Annotated in this window: 10 protein-coding genes and 4 pseudogenes; 2 read left to right on the top strand and 12 right to left on the bottom strand. The window is 59.2% G+C overall.

The features are described 5' to 3' along the window. A pseudogene (locus tag AC0L26_RS22305) lies at positions 1-1,819 on the bottom strand (hypothetical protein); the annotation flags it as partial. Between the two features lie 29 nt (positions 1,820-1,848). Then, positions 1,849-2,464, bottom strand: a pseudogene (locus AC0L26_RS22300) (type IV secretory system conjugative DNA transfer family protein); the annotation flags it as partial. 1,854 nt (positions 2,465-4,318) lie between these two features. Here AC0L26_RS22300 and AC0L26_RS22295 point away from each other — a divergent pair. Further along, positions 4,319-4,543 (top strand): annotated as a pseudogene (locus AC0L26_RS22295) (transposase); the annotation flags it as partial. A gap of 24 nt (positions 4,544-4,567) precedes the next feature. Here AC0L26_RS22295 and AC0L26_RS22290 read toward each other — a convergent pair. The 5 genes and pseudogenes from AC0L26_RS22290 to AC0L26_RS22270 form a co-directional block, all read right to left on the bottom strand. After that, positions 4,568-5,003: pseudogene (locus AC0L26_RS22290) on the bottom strand (aminotransferase class I/II-fold pyridoxal phosphate-dependent enzyme); the annotation flags it as partial. Between the two features lie 66 nt (positions 5,004-5,069). Next, positions 5,070-6,029 carry an aminotransferase class IV gene (locus tag AC0L26_RS22285; RefSeq protein ID WP_473634523.1) on the bottom strand — a complete coding sequence of 320 codons (960 nt, stop codon included), beginning with the start codon at positions 6,027-6,029 and terminating at the stop codon, positions 5,070-5,072. A gap of 330 nt (positions 6,030-6,359) precedes the next feature. Then, entirely contained in the window at positions 6,360-6,815 is a 456-nt protein-coding gene (locus AC0L26_RS22280; RefSeq protein WP_473634522.1) for an Lrp/AsnC family transcriptional regulator, read from the bottom strand. Positions 6,816-7,129: 314 nt separating this feature from the next. Then, a complete protein-coding gene (locus tag AC0L26_RS22275; RefSeq protein ID WP_473634521.1) occupies positions 7,130-7,639 on the bottom strand; it encodes an AAA family ATPase in 510 nt (169 codons plus the stop codon). Next, positions 7,636-8,634 (bottom strand): hypothetical protein, encoded by a 999-nt coding sequence (locus tag AC0L26_RS22270; RefSeq protein ID WP_473634520.1) that lies wholly within the window; start codon positions 8,632-8,634, stop codon positions 7,636-7,638. The genes AC0L26_RS22275 and AC0L26_RS22270 overlap by 4 nt, the downstream gene beginning before the upstream one ends. 108 nt (positions 8,635-8,742) lie before the next feature. Here AC0L26_RS22270 and AC0L26_RS22265 point away from each other — a divergent pair, with 108 nt between their 5' ends. Next, entirely contained in the window at positions 8,743-8,889 is a 147-nt protein-coding gene (locus AC0L26_RS22265; protein WP_473634519.1) for a hypothetical protein, read from the top strand. 2,488 nt (positions 8,890-11,377) lie between these two features. Here the strand turns inward: AC0L26_RS22265 and AC0L26_RS22260 are convergent. The 5 genes from AC0L26_RS22260 to AC0L26_RS22240 all read right to left on the bottom strand — a co-directional run bounded on the left by AC0L26_RS22260 (position 11,378) and on the right by AC0L26_RS22240 (position 18,207). Next, complete coding sequence (locus tag AC0L26_RS22260; RefSeq protein ID WP_473634518.1) at positions 11,378-11,926, bottom strand: hypothetical protein; 549 nt, start codon at positions 11,924-11,926, stop codon at positions 11,378-11,380. Further along, on the bottom strand, positions 11,927-14,539 hold the full coding sequence (locus AC0L26_RS22255) for a hypothetical protein (RefSeq protein ID WP_473634517.1): 2,613 nt from the start codon (positions 14,537-14,539) through the stop codon (positions 11,927-11,929). It abuts the gene before it with no gap. A gap of 3 nt (positions 14,540-14,542) precedes the next feature. Continuing rightward, positions 14,543-15,244 carry a M12 family metallopeptidase gene (locus AC0L26_RS22250; protein WP_473634516.1) on the bottom strand — a complete coding sequence of 234 codons (702 nt, stop codon included), beginning with the start codon at positions 15,242-15,244 and terminating at the stop codon, positions 14,543-14,545. A gap of 11 nt (positions 15,245-15,255) precedes the next feature. Further along, positions 15,256-15,708, bottom strand: coding sequence for a hypothetical protein (locus AC0L26_RS22245; RefSeq protein ID WP_473634515.1), 453 nt, complete (start codon positions 15,706-15,708; stop codon positions 15,256-15,258). Between the two features lie 300 nt (positions 15,709-16,008). After that, a complete protein-coding gene (locus AC0L26_RS22240) occupies positions 16,009-18,207 on the bottom strand; it encodes an N-acetylmuramoyl-L-alanine amidase (RefSeq protein WP_473634514.1) in 2,199 nt (732 codons plus the stop codon). Positions 18,208-18,279: the final 72 nt, after the last annotated feature.

Genomic DNA, 18,279 nt, shown 5'->3' with positions numbered 1-18,279 from the left:
TCTGGGCGAATTCGATCCGCGAATCGTGATCCAGCCCAGAGATCGTCTGGCCCCGACTCTCAAGCGCCTCAGAAAATCTGCGAAGACTACGAGCATAGACAACACGGCTGCTCGAGGCCAACCTGCTGTCACTGGTCACTTGTTCTAAGATATGCGCGTCCGGCCGCCGGCCAGTCGCTGAATAGCCCGGCTCATGAAACGCACGGAGGACGTTCAACGCCGTCTTTATATCATTATTTTTCGGAAGGAAAGCACCGACGTGATCGACCAAGGATTGGTGATTTTTTAGATCAGACGCTTGGCCACGAGCGCCGAGATCATTCGCCAACTGGCGAAGTGAATACGAGTATCTTCGGAGCGTGCTCTCGCTATATTTTTGCTGAGCCGCAGCGTGGGCGATCGCCTTATCAATAACGTCCCGGTGTTCGTCGGACAGATGGGGATAGGCGGTAGCACGGGCGCCAGGTGAGGCGGACTCCGCATCGCGAACCCGTTGCAACGCAAAGATGAGATTGCGGCTGTCTGGAAACAACCTCTTGGCGAAGTCGATCCGCGAATCATGATCCAGCCCAGAGATCGTCAGGCTCTGACTCTCAAGCGCCTCAGAAAATCTGCGAAGAGTACGAACATACTCGGCACGGCTGCTTGGGGCCAAGCTGCTGTCACTGGTCACTTGTTCTATGATATGCGCGTCTGCCTTTGAGGGCACCGGCGCTGGCGGCTCATGAAACGCACGAAGGACGTTCAACGCCGTCTTTATATCACCGTCTTTCGGCAAGAAAGCATCGACGTGATCGACCAGGGATTGGTGATTTTTTAGATCAGTCGCTTGGCCGCGAGCGCCGAGATCATTCGCTAATCGGCGAAGTGCAGACGTGTAATTTCGGACCGTGCTCTCGCTATATTTTTTCTGAACCGCAGCGTGGGCGATCGCCTTATCAATAACGTCCCGGTGTTCGTCGGACAGATGGGGATAGCGGGTAGCACGGGCGCCACTCGCGACAGGATCGGCTTGGCGCGGCTCGGCCACGTGCTGCTCAAAGCCCGCTTGCCGGGCCTGGCCCGCATCCGGCAAGAGGCCATGGTGGTCCAAGGAAGAGAGCATTGCGTCTGGGACGCGTTGAGTCCCATGGGAGAAGCCTTTGGGGACGGCGAATGAGACGTCTATGGAGTTCTCGATGGCAGCGAGGGGTGCCTCAGACCTTGCGGAGGGCGCGGCCTGCGCATGCAGCCTTCCGATGTGTTCGGACCCTGTGCCTTGAACCGGCACCCCTTCCAATGGCAATTCACCCAACTGCTGCATGGGGGGCTGCATCGGCACGCGGCCGCCTGAATTGCCGATTTCGCTCAGCGGCTGCTGAATGGCGGCGGCTTGCGGCGTATTCAGGGCCCTCTGCCTCTCCGCTGGCCGCAACGGCGCTGTGGACTGTTCATTGTTGATGATCAGCCGCTCGGGTGGCAGGTGGTTGCCCTGGTCAAGCGCATCCGGCGAGGGCCGGATCTGCTGTTGGCTGGCAGCTAACACTGGCGGGGCGGCGGCCTCAACTCCGGCGTGCCCAGAGCCGGTCGCTGCGAACGCGTCGGCCACGATGCTGTTGTGGTCACCCGGTCCAGCGGGCATCCCTGGGTCGCTGAAAAAAGACGAGGCGGCTTGATCATCCTGCCGTCGCTGAAGCACTTCGCTCAACCCCTGTTCCAGTCGCAGAACCTCCTCTGGATTAGTTGGCGACTCGTCAGCTTGATCGAACAGCCTCCGGGCCTCGGCAAGGTGCTGCTCATCGCCCACTTGCCGGGCCTGGCCCGCTTGCCCCTCTTCCAAGTCGGCGTCCTGCACCTGCGACGAAGCTGTTACTCGGGATGGATTACTATTTCGCGGGTCCACACTAGCCTCACATCAAACTGCATCGTCAAGTCCTGCGCTAATCCACGCAGCGGCTCATTGAGTTGAGGTTCTGCCGAAAGCCCCTCGTCTGCTTTCATCAAGGGCGCCGGCTCCGGGAGGGCGCCTGTCTGGTTTTCAAAGATGCGTTTCAGAATGCGATCCGAAAAATATCGCACCTTCCTCAATTGCAGTGGTGGCAGACCTTTGATGAGAACAATCTCGTACTCGTCATTGAGTAGCCGCACCTGTTCTGGACGCAACAGCGGTGCACCTTGATCGAATTCTGGATGTTCCAATCGAACGTTCGCGCCTGGCTGTAGAAATCGATTAGGCTTGACACGTTGTATTCACCGATAGCTTTGGAAATGTAGTTTGGAGTCTCGTCATCGGCAGTGGCCACGAACACTTGCAGGCCAGTATTGCTGAGAAAATTCTGCTTGCCAGCCTCGCCATGGCCCCCCCGTCAGAGCCGAAAGGCTTTGGATGATGGAGCATGAAGCGACCCTTGTAGTCCGCGACGGTCGTAATTGCGGTCTCGATCGCCTCCAGCTTACCCAAGTGCTTGAATTCATCGAGCACAAAGAAGTGCAACGTCCTGAACTGCACGTCGCGTTTGCCTTTCGGCGGATTTGAAGCTCCCAAGATCACGTGCTGTATCGCGCGGGTTAGCGATTACCAACCGTTCTGCAACATTGGTTCAGTGGCCCGTCTGGAAGGTCAAGGTGGTTACGGCGTTCGTCGGCCCTCCTCCCGTCGCGGCTGCACGTGTCAGTTTGCTATCGCGATCCATTGCTCGGCTTCCAGAGTCGTTTCTCTACCCCATGAGGTTACCACCGAAGCTTGATTTGCTACACCAATATGGTGTTACACTTGTAGTCTCGCAGAGGCTTCTCCCAGCTCTCTGGGTCACGTCGAGAGCCATAACCGGATCAGATTTTCCGGGCGGAGGGGGTTTGCGGCGAGCGCGTTCGTGATTCACTATTTGCGGACGCTACCACCGACTGATTCGCTTGAAGGCCTGTCGCTTGCTCAGCTCCGCGGGCCGTTTGCTGCGCTGATCGGCTTAGTGCGCGGTCTTCAAGGCCGGGTCGAGAGCCTTGAGATCGAGAACCAGGTGCTGCGCGCCGAGATCCAGACCCCAAGATCGCCCTCCGGACAAGCCGACCAAGCCGTCGGAATGGGCAACGCAGCCGGCATCTGGCAAGGGGAAGCGACGCCGTCGCGGCGCAAAGCGCGACGGCGGTCGCGTGAGCCACGAGGTGACGGTTGCGGAGAGCGCTCCTGCGGGCTCACGCTTCAAGGGATACAAGACGATCCTGGTGCGCGATCTGGTTCTGTCGGCCGGGGTGATGCGCTATCGCTGGGAGTGCTGGGTGACACCAAGCGGCGAGAGGCTCGTGGCGCCGCTGCAGGCGGGGGTTGTTGGCGGCCTGGGGCGCGAACCTGCGCCGCTTCATCCTGGCCTGTCACGTTCAGCGGCAGGTGACCCTCGACAACGGCCTCCTGTTCCCGCGACGACTGCGCAGGAACCGCAGCGAACGCATCTGGGCGCCGCCACAGCACGGCCGCATCCTCCAGGTCCTGCATAACCGAGATATGCCGGCGCCTTTTTCTACGGTCGAACGCTTGGTCGGCCCCGGCCGGGCGGCGGCGTCTCGCAGATCAAGGTGAATAATATGGCCGAGTGGCGGTTAGTCCTGCCGACCTGCATCCGGGTTATATCGACTGGGAGCACTTCAAGGCCAACCAGGAGCGTGTCGCCACCAACGAACAAGCTTATGGGATGCAGCGCCGCGCCGGGACAGTCCGCGAAGGATCCGCCTGCTCCAGGGCAGAGTTCTCTGCAGCCTTTGCAGCGGGCAAACATGGGCGTCCATTACAACGGCCCTCCGCCGAGGGCACGTCGGCGAGTCGGGAGCCGAAAGAGTCGCGGCTCCCCTCACCCGTTCGGCCGTTCCGTCGTACCAGGCGAGCGTCTCGCAGCGCGAAAGCTGCTCAGGCGACCCTTGGCGATTTTGGCCGGATCGACGTCGTCCTGGGGCAGGAAAGCAGGCAAATGACTGGCAAAAAGCGTCCGCCGCAGCCCGGCGTCGATCACTAGAACCTGGCGCGGGCGCGGCGGAACTGCAGGGCGGCGGCCATTCCGGAATAGCTGCCGCAGGTCTCCTGAATCGAAGCCTCTATCCGATCGACGAACGCCTCAAGTTTCGCGGGCAGCAAGAGCGGCCGGGACTAGGTGTATTCGGTATCCTAATCATCGCACAGCGTGTTTAGCTTGGGGTCGCGCAGAAGGTGAATGGCGTCAGCGCGGTGAGGTGGACCGCGACGCTAAGCTAAAAACGTGTTGGACTAAGCGACGGGACGGCTCACTGGTATGGGCGTTCAATTGATCTGGCGCCTTAATGGCAAGCAAGAGGTCGGAAACACTGGACCCCTTGGATCGACGATGCAATCGACTCCGACATCATTCCGATCATGCGATTCGCCCGTGTTTTGCGCAGAGACATCGATGCCGTCAACAACGCCATCGAGCTGTCCTGGAGCAACGGACAGGCCGAAGGTCAGATCAACCGCCTCAAGACCCTCAAGCGCGCAATGTACGGCAGGGCAGGCCCCGAACTGCTGAGAGCACGAATGCTGCCACCGCGCCACACAAATTGAGGAAGAACCCAGTTAACTGCCAAGCGACAGCCGCACACCGTCGATGATCGAGGCGTGGCTCAGCGCATCGGAAATGATCGCATCGTCCTCCCCCAGCAACGTCTCGAACAAGCCGCCATTGGCGTCAAAGCAGGAGCCATAGAGGATGGTGTCCTCCAGGCCGAGGAAGGATGAAATCGTCGCCTCGAGTTCCTTGTGCTCCTCCTGCGTGCCACAGATGAAGCGCACCGACGCCATCCCATAGCCATAGGGGTCGAGCGCCTGGCTGGCCGCCGCGCGCAGCTCGGCGCTGTCGGCGAGGCCGACATAGTTGGTTGGCGCAGAAATTAAGCACCTTCTGCCCGCCGACCTCGATTCGCGCCGACTGGGTCGACGTGATCACCCGCTCGGATGTGTAGAGGCCGGCCGATTTCAGGCCGGTGAGCTCATTCGAGAGATGAGAAATGAAAGCGTCGGTCATCGGCAAACTCACGGCGGCACAGCCCTCCCCGCGCTGGGGAGGAACGCTCGACAATATATCGCGGTACTAGGGGTAATTTACCGCGGTCGACCATGCCGGATCGGCATGCTTCTCCCAATACAGGACTTTCAGCTGGCGAGTCAGAGCGCCAACCTTGCCGTCGCCTACAACGGTTTCGTCAATCTTGGACACGGGCATGATCCCGCCCGCTGTAGACGTGATGAAAACCTCATCGGAGCCCTTCAGCTCGTCGCGATCAATGTCGCCGGCGCTGACGGATAGGCTCAGTTCGTCGCATAGATCAAATACGGTCTGGCGGGTAATGCCGGCAAGGACGCCATAAGCCGGTGTCTTCAAGCGGCCGTCCTTCACGGTGAAAACGTTGAAGCCTGGCCCCTCGGCAATGTTGTAGTTGATGTCGACGAGCAATGCGGTTTCGGCACCGAAGTCGTACGCATCGAACAGGCCGTTCACCAAATCGAGCCAGTGATAGTTCTTGATGGTCGGATCGATCGACTTGGGCGGGATCCGGACGGTGCTGCTGATGGCGACATGCAGGCCGCGCTGCAGCTGCTCCTCGTTGGCAACCGACCCGAAAGGCACCGCGAATGCGATGAACCTGTTCTCCGACTGGCGCGGGTCACGGCTAAAGGTGGGCGAGCCGCCTCGCGTGCAGATCATTTCCACATACGCCGACTTGTGCTCGGATAGCGCCACACAGGTCGACAGGATCTTTTCGATCTCACTGCGGTTGTAGGGAAGCTTCATACGGAGCTTTTCCATCCCGCGGAAGAACCGGTCCAGGTGCAGGTCCAGCCTGAAGAACCTCCCATCCCACACATGGACGGTATCGTAGGTGGCATCGGAATGCAGAAAGCCCCAGTCCAGAACGGAGACCTTGGCTTCGGACATCGGCAGGTACTGACCATCCATGAAGGCTACGCCATGGGGATACTGCCGTTGATCCCGGTGGCGTTGCTCTATGGCTGGGAGAGCTGTTGCAGGTTCGGCTGCAGCAAGTGTCATTCCTGAGTCCTCCAAATCTTGCAACCAGGCGCTCCGCACGCCCGGCTACGATTTGCCGCTGCGGAACCGCCCAGCGGCTCCACAGCTCAGCAATCCAAATGTTGGCGCACCTCGGATCGCCAGCACGCTGCGCGTGCCAGACGTCGTCAGCGCGATCGATTACCGCTTGAGCGGGGCCATAACCCCTTTTGTGGCCGGCCGCCGGTCGCCCGGTGTTCCAATTAAATCGCAGACTTCGATGCCATGATTGCGATCAAAGTGGCGCCCCGGCCGCAATGCACGCTTCAAAAACGGGATGGAAGTGGCGGAAACGTTCAGCCTTAAAACGGCCTACACTAGCGACCGGGGCTCAAACTTCACGCGGTCCAGCGCAATCATGCTCTTGAACTTGCGGACATTAGGATTTGTGTAGAGTTTGGTCTTTACAAAAACGTCAAAGGCCTCAACGTCCTCTACTGCTACAATAAGAACGAAGTCAGCATCACCTGTCACCATATAGCATTGAGTGACTTCTTTCGCCGCCCTCATTGCTCGCTTGAAGTCGTCGACAAGGTCTAAACGCTCGCGATCGAGCTCCACTGTGACGACCACGGTCAGCGACTTACCGACCGCCTTGGGGTCGACTAGGGAGATGTCTGCGGTGATAACCCCGTCGCCGCGTAACTTATTGACACGGCGCATGCATGAGGCAGCAGACGAACCCACGAGGTCCGCAAGCTCGGAGAACGATAGCCTGTTGTTCTTTTGAAGGGCGCCGAGTATCCGCCGGTCAAGATCATCCATCATACCTACACCCTAGATACGAAACCACAATGTGGCATTAGCGATCCGAAACGCTCGTTGCAAGATCGGACGCTGAATGAAACGCTAGCCCATATAAAAGGTGCCATTATTGCAATCGTCGCGGATTAGGCGACCGTTTCTTTTCACCTAAGCGCGAGTTTTCTCGATCCGGGGAAGACGAATGCTGCCGAAGCCGCTGGTGCCGGCAGCGCAATTCTGGAGGAGATGGCAAAGCGCGCGAAGGGAGGTGTTTTGCCCGTAGGTGGCGATTGCCTCGTAGGCGTCGACTCCCTCAACGTTGTGTTCGGCGCCAATCCTCACGTAGTCCTCCCGTGTCGGCTGCCCGATCTCGAACGCATGCCGATACGGCTTTCGATCTGATCCATAGCATGGGTATCACGCCTCGTGCCCGCTAACCGATGAGTGTTGCCGGCGAGCAGTAAAGCGAATCCGCAGCGCTCCTGAAGATGGAGCAGCTCCCGCAAAACAGTGGGTGTGAAGTTCTGATATTCGTCCACCGGCAACGGACGTGTCGGGCCGTATCGGGCGCCCAGAAAGTTCATGCAATCCTTCGCAAGATCGTATGTGTGCTTGCTGTCCTTTTGGACGCCGTAGGCGTCGTGCAGCATCAGGAACATCGGCCTGATAGCCTTGGTGTGCTGCGCAACTTCGCAATAGGCAGCCCCGCTTTGGAAGCCTATCCAGATGAGCGCTACAGTCTTTCCGAGTCCGGTTTTGCCGACCGCAAGCACCGGATATCGCATCTTGACCGCCATACCGAAGGCGGCGCGCACGGTGTGAGCGGCGCGAGTTTCGACAAACGTCATCGGACGACCCTCCTCGCCAAGTCCATCTGAGCGGCTATGCGCTCGTCCTGTTCGCGCCTGCGTTCTTCGGAGAACGAAGGCCTCTTCGGCATCACGATCCGCGCCGACCGCTTCGCCGGATCGTAAGAGACGATGCCGACGGGCTCGTTGGGGACCGTGTGAGGCTGGGCTTCGCCGCGTGCGATCAGGCGTGCAGCCACATCGATATCAGGCGCTGACCGATCGAGGCCACGCACCGCCTGCCGATGCACCTTCGCGCGTTCGGCTGATGTTTTTGCGCCGCGCTTGTCGAGCGGATGGAACTCGACGTCGGGAGAGGCTATGCCGACTTGTTCACCATGCCGGTCAAGCAATAGCAAATCGGCCGGTGTGTGATAGGCCGGCACACGGACCCAAATCTTCTCGTACTGGTAAGCCTGCAATTCCGGGCATGTCCAATGACGGCCACCGACCGATATCGCACCCTGAACAACCGAACGCTCTTCGGTTCGCGCACATGCCGCGCGCACTTCATCGCGGCTCATCGCAGTCGGCGCCCATCCCGCCTCGAGGTGTTTGCGGAACGTGGCTTCAGGGGAGAGCCCTTTGAACGCGCTCTTCTTGCCCTGCGCAGTATGATTATAGGTGCGCACGAAGCCTTCTATGGCTGGCACCACGTCTTCGAAAGCACCGAAAGGAGCGACCGTCCTGCCGATCGCCTCCTGCTTCTTGATCATTCGGTTGCCGCCGATGTGACCGCGCGCCATGCTGAAATAGCGCGTCTCCAGGTCGCCGAATAAACGCTCAGCGACTTTGCGGAGGCGTTGTAGGGCAAAGCATTGATGACGTGGGTTGATCGGGACGGGCCATGGAAGCCTGGCACGGTAAGCTGCATGGCATCGTCCAGAAAGGCGGTGAAGCCCAAATTCTTTGCCGTTGTCGACATAGAGCGACTGCGGCATGCCCCACGCCTCGATCATGGCCGCGAAGACTTCGATCACGTCGCGGTTTTGCACGCCGCCGCGCTTTTCGAAAAAGATCAGCCCTATCCAGAGGCGCTGCGTCGCCTAGTCTAAGAAGCCGATCAGCCTAGCAGTGGCGACAGTGCCGTCAGGACGAGTGAGGTGAATGTCGACACGGTGGACATCGCCGATCACCATCTCCATCGGCTGCATGTAGGCGACGGTGCGCCGGATGCGCGGCCGGCGATCATCATAAGCCTTATGGTCGCGCTTAAACCGGTGGACGTTTCGGAAGTGGAGTTCCGCTGAGACGAGGTCGGTTGGGATAGAACAAGCGCGCTCCAGCACGCTAGGATCGCCGGGACGAAAGCCCCGGCCCGAGTTGCGTCAATCAGGAACTTCTCGGCTTCTTGCAGGGTGTGGCCCCACGACATGCCGCCTTTGAGGAGGCCGCGGATTTCCTGCTTTAGGTCCTCCGCGATTTTTGCCTTGGTGGATGCGTCGAACGGGACCAGCTTGTCCCACCTCCGGCTTATGGCGACGCGCTTACCCCTGTCCGATCGACCATGCCGTCCGACCTTTATGCCTTCGTCAAAACGTGCGGCATGGCGCTGTAGCGTCCGCAGGGAATAGCTGACCGCCCTGCCCTCCCAGTTCCGCGTTGGGTTGCCTGCTAGCTCGGCCAGGGCGTCGGTGCGGGCAGTCGATTTGATTGGATGCTGAAGCGCTGGCCTCAGGTGATCGAGCCACCATGTGTGCTCTGACGTCCTGCCGGTGATTGATTTCGAGTGGTTCTCAACGAGAGTTTGAGAGACCTTTAAACGGTGCTGGTGTTCGAGCGGCAGGGACGTGGAATTCACCTGATATTGCTCCCCGGCGTTCCCGCCGCGCCGACCATTGACCTTCCGTACTTCGAGCGGATTCTTGCGCCAGTGACGCCGACGAAGAGCGCGATGAGCGACTTGTCGCCTAATGCCGACTAGCTCAGCAAACTCAACTGTAGACAGCCACTCACCCATAGCTAGCTACCTGGCGTCGACGCGGGGCAATTCCTGAGAATTTTGTGGGGATATGCTTACATCACGAACGTGTAGGCTATTTGAAGATCGTCCGAGTCCACCTCACGGAGGTAATATCAATGTCAGCCCCCGGCGAGAAGATCCTATTAAGCGCGGCAATAGCGCTGGGTCGTGAGCTCGATGACGCCTCCGCTAGGGAGTGGCCCATTGGATCGCTGATAACCGCCTCCGGATTCCAGGAGATCGTAAAGCTCGATGAGGCAGAGCGCATCGACTAAACGATCAACGACCAATATCTGGCGAGCCGTCTTGTGGGTTGGTCATGCGCAATGCGGACGGGAATCTGCTGACCGCAGCTGAACTGAAGCGAATTCGCCGAAAGGTGCGAGCGCCACTCGCTCGATGAGGGTTACCAACCTGTCGCTGGGGGTTACCAATGCGCGTGTCGGGTGGCCTTAGGTTCCCAATCTTGGCCGTAATAAGCTCATCAAACATCTCCTTAAGGCCAGTCGGGAATTGATTGTCGTTGGGGTACATTGGTAGCCTGTTGTCCGAAGGGCATTGGTAACCTCTTTGGCCGAAAGCGTACGGATATCATCCACTTAGAAGGCCGATGAACGACAGATAATTCTGGATTTTGGCCTCACCACGACAAATAATTCCGGTGCGGCGTCCAGAATTATCTGCCTCTTTCCGGAATTAAGCCGAGGTTAGAAGATCGTGTGCGGTATTGTGCGCGTCCGGTCAAACCGCGTCGATTTGCGGCTGGCCGAGGTGTCTCACGCTAGGCGGCGCCGCACGCTGGTCCCGATTGTCGCCCGAATATCTGCTGACTGACGACGTTGAATGCGCAGAGCTGGACCTTCGTGAATAGGGCGGCTCAGGTTTACCAATCCTGTCGTCCTGGGTTGACCAATCCATTGTCGACCGTGAGCGGGTTTACCAATAAGTGCGGCTATATTCTGCGCAAATCCAATCACTTAATGCGAATCCAGAATTAACTGTGATTGAGGCCATCGGTAAACTCGGTCTGAGGATCGGAAAACCCCTGCCCCTCAGGCAGAAAACTCTCTGTTTTCAATCGCATAGCCCGCCCGCCGGCAACCGATAATTCCGGACTGGTAAACCCTGTGAAATGCCCAATAATTCCGGACGTCACACCGGTCTTTGGATCGGGAGCCCCTCTCCTCGACCTGAAAATCCTCTTGTTTTCAATCGTATAGGCTGAACACCTGCGGCCCATAATTCCGGACAGGTAAACCCCATCAAATGCCAAATAATTCCGGACATCACACCGATCTGTTGACCGACGTTCCTCACTGCCATTTATGCGACTTTCGGAGCACAGACCAGGAACATTTGGCGTTTTCCATTCATCGCCTAAGCCAGTTTCGCGCTGGAAAAGCCAAAATGCGGGAGTTCAAAAGGTTCCGCAACGGGCCGTTTGCTGACGGACAGGTTTGCGCTCGAACGGCCGGGAAGCTGCCCTTCAGAAGCGACCCATACCAGCCGTTCCTGCGATACAAGCGCTGTTGCAAAGCTGGACAGCAATTGAGCCGTCGCTTGGTCGAGTAAGTCAAATGAACTGGCAGGATCGTTCAACCGACCAGTTACTTTGCTCTCGGGCGCCCCATTGGAAGAGATCGGGCGCCGTCTACAAGCCTATGGATTAGATGGCGGAAATCGCTCTGCGATGAACATCGGCGGCTCTGAGGGCGAAAGATCGAACCTGATGTTGTTGACACAGCCCGCGAATGCACCGGTCTATTGCCCATTTTTCAAGGGAGCAACTGGCCGCCATATCCGGCCGAAGGGTCGATTCGTTCGGGCGGCGGCCGCAACGTAGCGGCGGAATATTCTGCATAGTCTACCAAGAAGACGTTGTCCTCGATCGGTCCGGCATCTCGGGAAGCGACCCTCCGCGCCGCGAAGTAAATCGATTCCACCCCCAAGGCGCTGCCTGTAGCGACTCTTGACAACGCGCAATACGAGGTTCCAGCGGCCGACCAGCCAATGATCCGGGTGTCCGGGGGCACCGCCTGCGCTTCTTCACCAAGTTGCGTCCCCGTCCCGTCGTTGAGAAGCGCCCGCAATTGTACGAGATAGACTTCCTCCCGTGATGAAAGGCCAATCCAAAAGGCTTCCTTGTCATCAACGGGAAGAAGCAATCGTCCGTTGCGCGCTCTTGCGATAGGGAGCGCTCCCAAGCTTCGCGGGGCGACACGGACAACGCCAGTATTGGGCAGCTCGAATCGTTGAAAAGACACGGTCAGCGTTCCGAGTTGTAAGCCAAAACCCGCTTCACCCGGATGCCAACCGCGCTCCATCTAGGTTCCCCGTTTCTTCTGGAGGGCCTTCAGAGCCGAGGCGGGAAGTTGGTAGGTGAGGGCAAAGCGGCGCGCCTGCGCCTCTATTAAAGCAACGCCAGGGCGACCGTCGACGGCTTTGAACCCTTTAGGCCTCGGTTCTGGAGAAGCCAATGATGTCGCAGGCGGTTTAACGGAAGCCTGTCCGGGTGCGGCGCGCTTCGAACCACTCGGCGAGAATTTGGCAGCGCTCTTCCCGGTTTTCGGCTTGGCCGCATTCTCCTTCGAGAACATCGAACCCGGGGCTGCAAGCTCCTTGGGCGCGACAACGTCGAAACCCATCATCTCCTGCGGCAGCGGCGCCGCAAGAGGTGCTGCCGCAACGAGATTCTCCAGAAGTGTCGAACGATACGTTTCCCTCACTTGGCGGTTCGCCGACCATCCAAGATAGGGCGGAATTGTGGAAAGCGCGGCGACGCGATTCCATAGAGCAAGCGGAACGAGCGCCTGGTTTTGCTGGCTCGCTTCGACCATCAAGCGCCAGCTCCGTTCGAATAAGGGCGGCGCCGTGAAAGGTTTCCTCCGGCGCAAGGACACGTCAGGGCAGCGAAACGAAAGTGCCTCCACATCCGGGTGTTCGCTGCCGACGAGATCGCGTAGATTGGTGACCACGATGCTCAGATCGTTGAGGTTGACCGAGCGGTCCGCCTCCCACTGAATAAGCAAGAGATGTGCGCCAACGATACCTTCGAGCGGGTTCTTGAACTTTCGTAGGAGCAACTCCTCCAGTTCGGCGTCAAGAATGGGGCGCTCTTCGGCAAGCGCGATCGAAGCCTTCTCAAATCTGTCGTTTTCGGCGACAGACCAGTGCACCTTGCGGTCCGGCGGTTCATCCTTTCCATTCCGCATGATGAACGATATCCGCGGAGGCGCTTCCTGTTCGCCGGTTTGGAAGCGCAAGAGATAGGCTTCAAGACGCCAGTCCGCGACCGCCGGCAACGCCATCTCGGTTATCCCGGCAGAACCATTGCGGAATCTCAGGAAAGCGATTGTGGGTTCGATCTCGACCGTTACATGTGCGCTCCCGTCCTTCGCAGCCAGGTCTTTCGTGCTGCTCTTGGAAAGGTCGGCGAGCTCCCTGCCGCGTGAGTCGACGATCCTGACACCCTCCCAGGGATTAGCGATCGCGGCGGCCGTCTCGGCTGTCCAGCTTCTCGCAACGACCGCGATCTGCGCCTTGTCGGGCCGGGGGCCAAGTTGTTCAGCAATGTGATCGACTAAAGCCGACTGCGTCTCGTGAGAAAGCGGCGCGCCGCGGAATGGAACCGCAGACGCCATCAGAGGCAGAACGCCTGCAGCCAGAACCATATCCCGGTCGAGGAGGAAGACCTGATCGACAAGATTCGTACCTGCGCGGATTCGGGCGCGGTAGATGCCACATTTCAATTTTGTGTCGAGTTGCCGCTTGGCGTTGTCGACCGTCTCGAATTCCGCAGTTTCGATTGAGATCTGGTTCGCCGCGGCGCCTCCGTCGAGCGACAGGTTGAAAATGCCCGGGGTAAGCAATACCGCCTGTCCCTTCTCCGTCACCTTTACCGTGCCCGTGCGCGTGACCTCGAAACCCTGCCGATAGCCGCTATCCGGAACCTCAATGATATGGAGGCCAGCCGGCAGCTGGACGGTCGTTGCCGGTAGTGCCGCAATCGTCGAGGCCTGCGGCGGCGCCCCGGACCATAAACGGGCGGACTTTCCGACAGCATCAGGCTCGAACTGCATCTCGATGTCGAACAGCATCGGCGCGACCCCGCGCGCCAGGATGATCCCGGGGTGCTCAGCGACGATCTCGGGCTCTAGCGATATCTCGGGATTCTCCCTATCCGCCTTGCTAAGCCGCTGCGGCAGGGCGTTTCGCAGCCAATTGGCCATACTCTGGCCAGTTACGGTGCCCGCCGAGTTCACCGCTGCGCCCTTGATACCGTCGAGGAATGCCCAGGTGAAGACGCCGTGGAACCTCCCGCCGTCCTCCTTCACGGACGTCTCCACAGCCTTCAGCGGTCGCCTGGCGGCGAAGGCGGCAAATACCGGACCAGGCGGCTTCGGATCGTTGACCGGCGCCAGCGGCGGCGGACGGGGCACCGCGGTGGTCATGCGGTTCATGCAGGCGTCGAGTATCAGCACAAATTCCTGGAAATAGCCGGCATCCTGCCACCAGCTCATCCAGGCCGAAGCGGAGATGTTCGCATCGACTTTGTTAGGCAGTGCATCGGCGGTCAGCAGGCAGCCGCTGCGCTGGGCCGTCGAGAAGCCGTGACCGGACATGTAGATGTAGAGGCGCTGGCCGACGGTCCGGCCAATACCTGCTGCGACATTCTGCTTGGCGAAGTCTTCGATCCACATGAAGCCTCGTCGATTCAGATGATCGGCCCAAGGCTCATCGGACGGCGGCGCCGGGAAGTCGGAAGAGATGATCTTCTTGACGTTTTTCTCAGGCAAATCGCCGCCGTCCGACGCGAGCAGCCACTTGCAGATGCTCTCTACATCATGCTCCGGCCCCTGCAGATCAGCTGGGGGGTTCGTGAGCCCTGAATACGTCTTCAGGCCGATCGCAATTGCGTAGTGGTCGTGCTTCGGCATAGGTCACTTGGGATATGCTTGGCTGACAAGTTGCCTGTCCGTTTTCGAAAGCTCCGAATTCATACCCGCTGAAAACCCGTCCAGGGTCCACGCCTTCGGGATAGGGTACATCATGATCGATAGCGAATCGACCGGCGACGCAATCACCGTCTTGTCGGGATAATGCCGGAACATGTTGCTCTCGATGGTCGCAAGATCCCAATTGTTGGGAGGCCCGCTGAGATCGGCAATCACCGCGTCGCGGTTCCACTTTATGCCGCCGAGCGGATTCTGATGTTCATGGATCAGCCCCAGGGCATGGCCAAACTCGTGAAGCACCACGCGGCGCAACACGTCTTCACTGGAGCCGTCGTCCAGCCATCCGTAGTTCATCGTTTCTCGAGGCTCGGGGATTTGGCGGCACACTGTGCCGAGATAAGACCACGAACCATTGCCCTGAACGAACGCGATGCGAATGTCCGTTGGCCCCGCAGTCCGGAAATCCAGCGTCAGGTCCGCGACATTCTCCCATTCCTTGGCGACCTTGCGGACCCGGGCCTGAAGCGCGGCGGAACCGCCAAGAAACCGACAGGTGATCAGGGCGCCTTTGTCCCACATAGCCTCCTTGAGCACCGCAGCCTTGGTGAATGAAACGCCCGCTTTGTCTGCGCCCGTCTTCGGCGCTCCAGTAAGGCACATGCAAAAGTGTTTCGGATTCTCGGCCATCGCTTATCTCCTTATGCTTGGCTTGATTTTCTTCTGCTTGCGGTCTCGACAGCCACCTGTCGACTTTCGATCGCGGCAACGCGCTGGTGGAGATCGAAATTCACGTCCATCGGTCGATTGCCGGCCGGCACCTCGCCCTGCAGCTCCTCGTCGGCCAAGAGCTTCTTGCGGCGGCCGTCCAGAAACCACGCGACGCCGAATACCCCGCCTGAATTGCGCACCATGATGATGAGGGCCAGGAAATAGGCGAAGAACCCGCCGAACAGGCCGATGCCATAGGCGCCGAAAAGAGCCTTGTCGCCGTCGCCAAAAAGCGAGGTTACCCCAGCACCGCCAACGATACCTACGATCGTGGTCAGATCGCTGAACTGGACGTCGGCCTTGCGATAGCGGTTGATGTAGTAGACCAGCCAGCCGATGATCGCACCGAAGCTGGCTGCCCCGAGATGGGCGATGTCTAACATGCTAACTCGTCCTCCTGTTGTGGGCCAGGTGCCAGTCGTCGCGACATGCCGGCGCACCAAACATAAAACCCTCGGTGCAAAGTCAGACCCCATGATACTCCCAATATCGCCTCTATATAACCACTAGGTGTAAATAACGTTATGGAAACAACGGTCGCCGAGCACGATATAAGTGTGTTATAAATTCGCTTTTGGTCCCTGAACCGAAGACCAATAAGCCACCCGCATGGAATGCTTAAGAGAACTCCTCCCCAAATGAGCATACAGTCTTTCCTCACGAGCAGCAGCATTGATGAAGAACTAGACGATTCCGATCTCAATCAGATGCGCGCAGGCGTCGCCGTACCATTTTGCCGCCCGGTCGAGATGGTCGCCATAAGTACGCAGACCCCATGGGCTATGCGCACTGCTGTAGAGTCCGCCGGCGTTGAACGCGGCCGCGACGAAGATCGGATCGAAGCCGCTCTTGTTTTGCCGGATCCGGATTTCCGCGGCGCCAAGATCAAGATTGGTCGCAAAATCATACAACGGATGATTAGCCGGATTAGGGTCTGGTTTGGCCGAATACACTGGTGCGACCGCGAAGGGATCGTAGTCGAGGTCGAACACCGTGCCTTTCGAGCGGATGACCCAGCGCGCCGTCGTGCCGAGCGATTGCGCGGGGCCTGCCGAATAGTCCCCCAGCGTCGGCGGATTGACGTCGTCGTTCTCGACATGCGCCTCCCAGCGGAATGTTTTCGGGCCCGTGAACTTGTCGGCTTTGTAAATGTGCGTCTCTGTCGCTACCGTCATCAAGAGCAGCGCCGGCGGTATGCCGTGCTTGGTGCTCGCGGCAAGCAGCTCGGAGCCCATGTATTCCATGATCTTCCTTGTCGTATCGAGGCTTTGCTCCCAACGCTGCCGCTCGACGGTGCCGTTCTCGCGGGTGGCAAGGCCACGCTCGTCGTACCGCCATTCCCTTGTTCCATTGCCGAACGAATGCCAATCCTTCCCATCCATCGGCGGCAAGGCCGCGGGCGCGAAAGCAATCGAGGGCGCGCTGACAGTCCGCAGGCCGTCCGGTCTTGCAACACTGAGGGCAGTCACGGTCTGGTCGGCATCGAGCCGCACGGCGGATACCGTGAGGTCAAGAAGAAGCTGGCTTGGATTGCGCAGCCGGCTCGGGCGGGGGTTGGCCTTCGGCCAGGAATAGTTTTTGGTCGTGCCGCTCGAATAGGTTTCAAAATGCAGCATGTTCAATCGGCCGACAGTGCCGATCCGCTGCCCCGCCTTCACCCGGTCCCCGATGCTTAGGCCGAGCGATGAGAGCGAGTTGGGCGAGACTTCGCCGTAGTTGGCCACATATCCATCGTGCTGCACCAGGAGCGCGTTGGTGTTTTCATAGAAGTGGTAGAAATTGGCGATTCTGCCGTCTTCCACGGCCACGACCGCGTCCCCTTCGGAAGAATAAAGATCGATCGCGCAGTGATTGCGGGCGCCGCCGCTTCGGTCGGCTAGGAAGCGGCGGGAGGCATTGGCACCCGAAGCGCCGCCGCCGACCAGACGCGTGTTGACTTCCAAGGCGCGCGGATGGCGTGTCACAACAGGCCAATAGGATGTGCTTGCGGTGGACGTGGCGAACGCAATCGGGTCCCCGGTCGGGATCGGCAGGGCTTGCTCGGCGGCGGCTGTGCCGGCGTCGGCGTGCGCTGCAAAATGATAATCGATGGACGCGAGCGCGTCGTCTGTTGCCTCTGGAGCTTGCTTGCTCGCGACTCCCGCCTTTGCCGCCGCGATAAAGTTGACGTCGCTCGGCGCGCGTCCGTGCGATCCCCTGCGGTAGAAGGCGACGCGGTCGAGGAACGTCCGCCAGCCATTTGGCCGCCCCCGCAGCACGCTGGGACAGTTTTTGCCTGTCCAGTCATGATGCTGGCGCAGACCCTCGGGCACGGTGATGCCGAGCTGCATACCCAGAAACACACAAAGCCGCGCCGCCCGGTCATATGCGGCGGCTTCATTCATGTCGCGATGCATGCAGACCTCGACGCCAATGCTGGATGCATTGGCGGCAGCGTGGGCGTGCCATCCCATCTCGTTGACCGGGAGATGCTGGTAGATCTCGTTGTCGTCCACCGTGAAATGCCACGATACCCTCCGGGCGACTGCGTCGCTGCCGCGAATGTATCGATTGTGCGCTGCGGCATCGGCGCCCGGACCGGGGTTGTCGGTGTTGTGAATGGTAATAGTGGTCGGCCGTATCCGTGTTCCAGGCCGCGTCGGGAAACCCGGTGGCAAGAGGTCGACGATGATGCCCAGCGGATTGGCGGATGCCGCACCGGTTTTCCCGCGCGAGCCGGCATTCGATCTGACCTTTGTTTTCGGTACCAGATTATCCAAGGCATCCTCCTTCGACGGGCAACTCAATCGTTCGAACGACCTCACCAAACCGGTTTGCAAAATTGGTGCGGACAAGATGCTCGCAATCCTAGACCAGGAGAAAAATCGTGGGCGTGAAAACACCGTGAAATACTTCGATGTGAGTTTAAGGGGCGGGAATGTAGCCGCTATTGCGCGTCTGTCAGCGCCGGCTAC

The sequence above is a fragment of the Mesorhizobium sp. WSM4823 genome (assembly GCF_055811195.1).
Note: the sequence above shows the minus strand (reverse complement) of the source record. Positions and strands in the feature narration are given on the sequence as shown.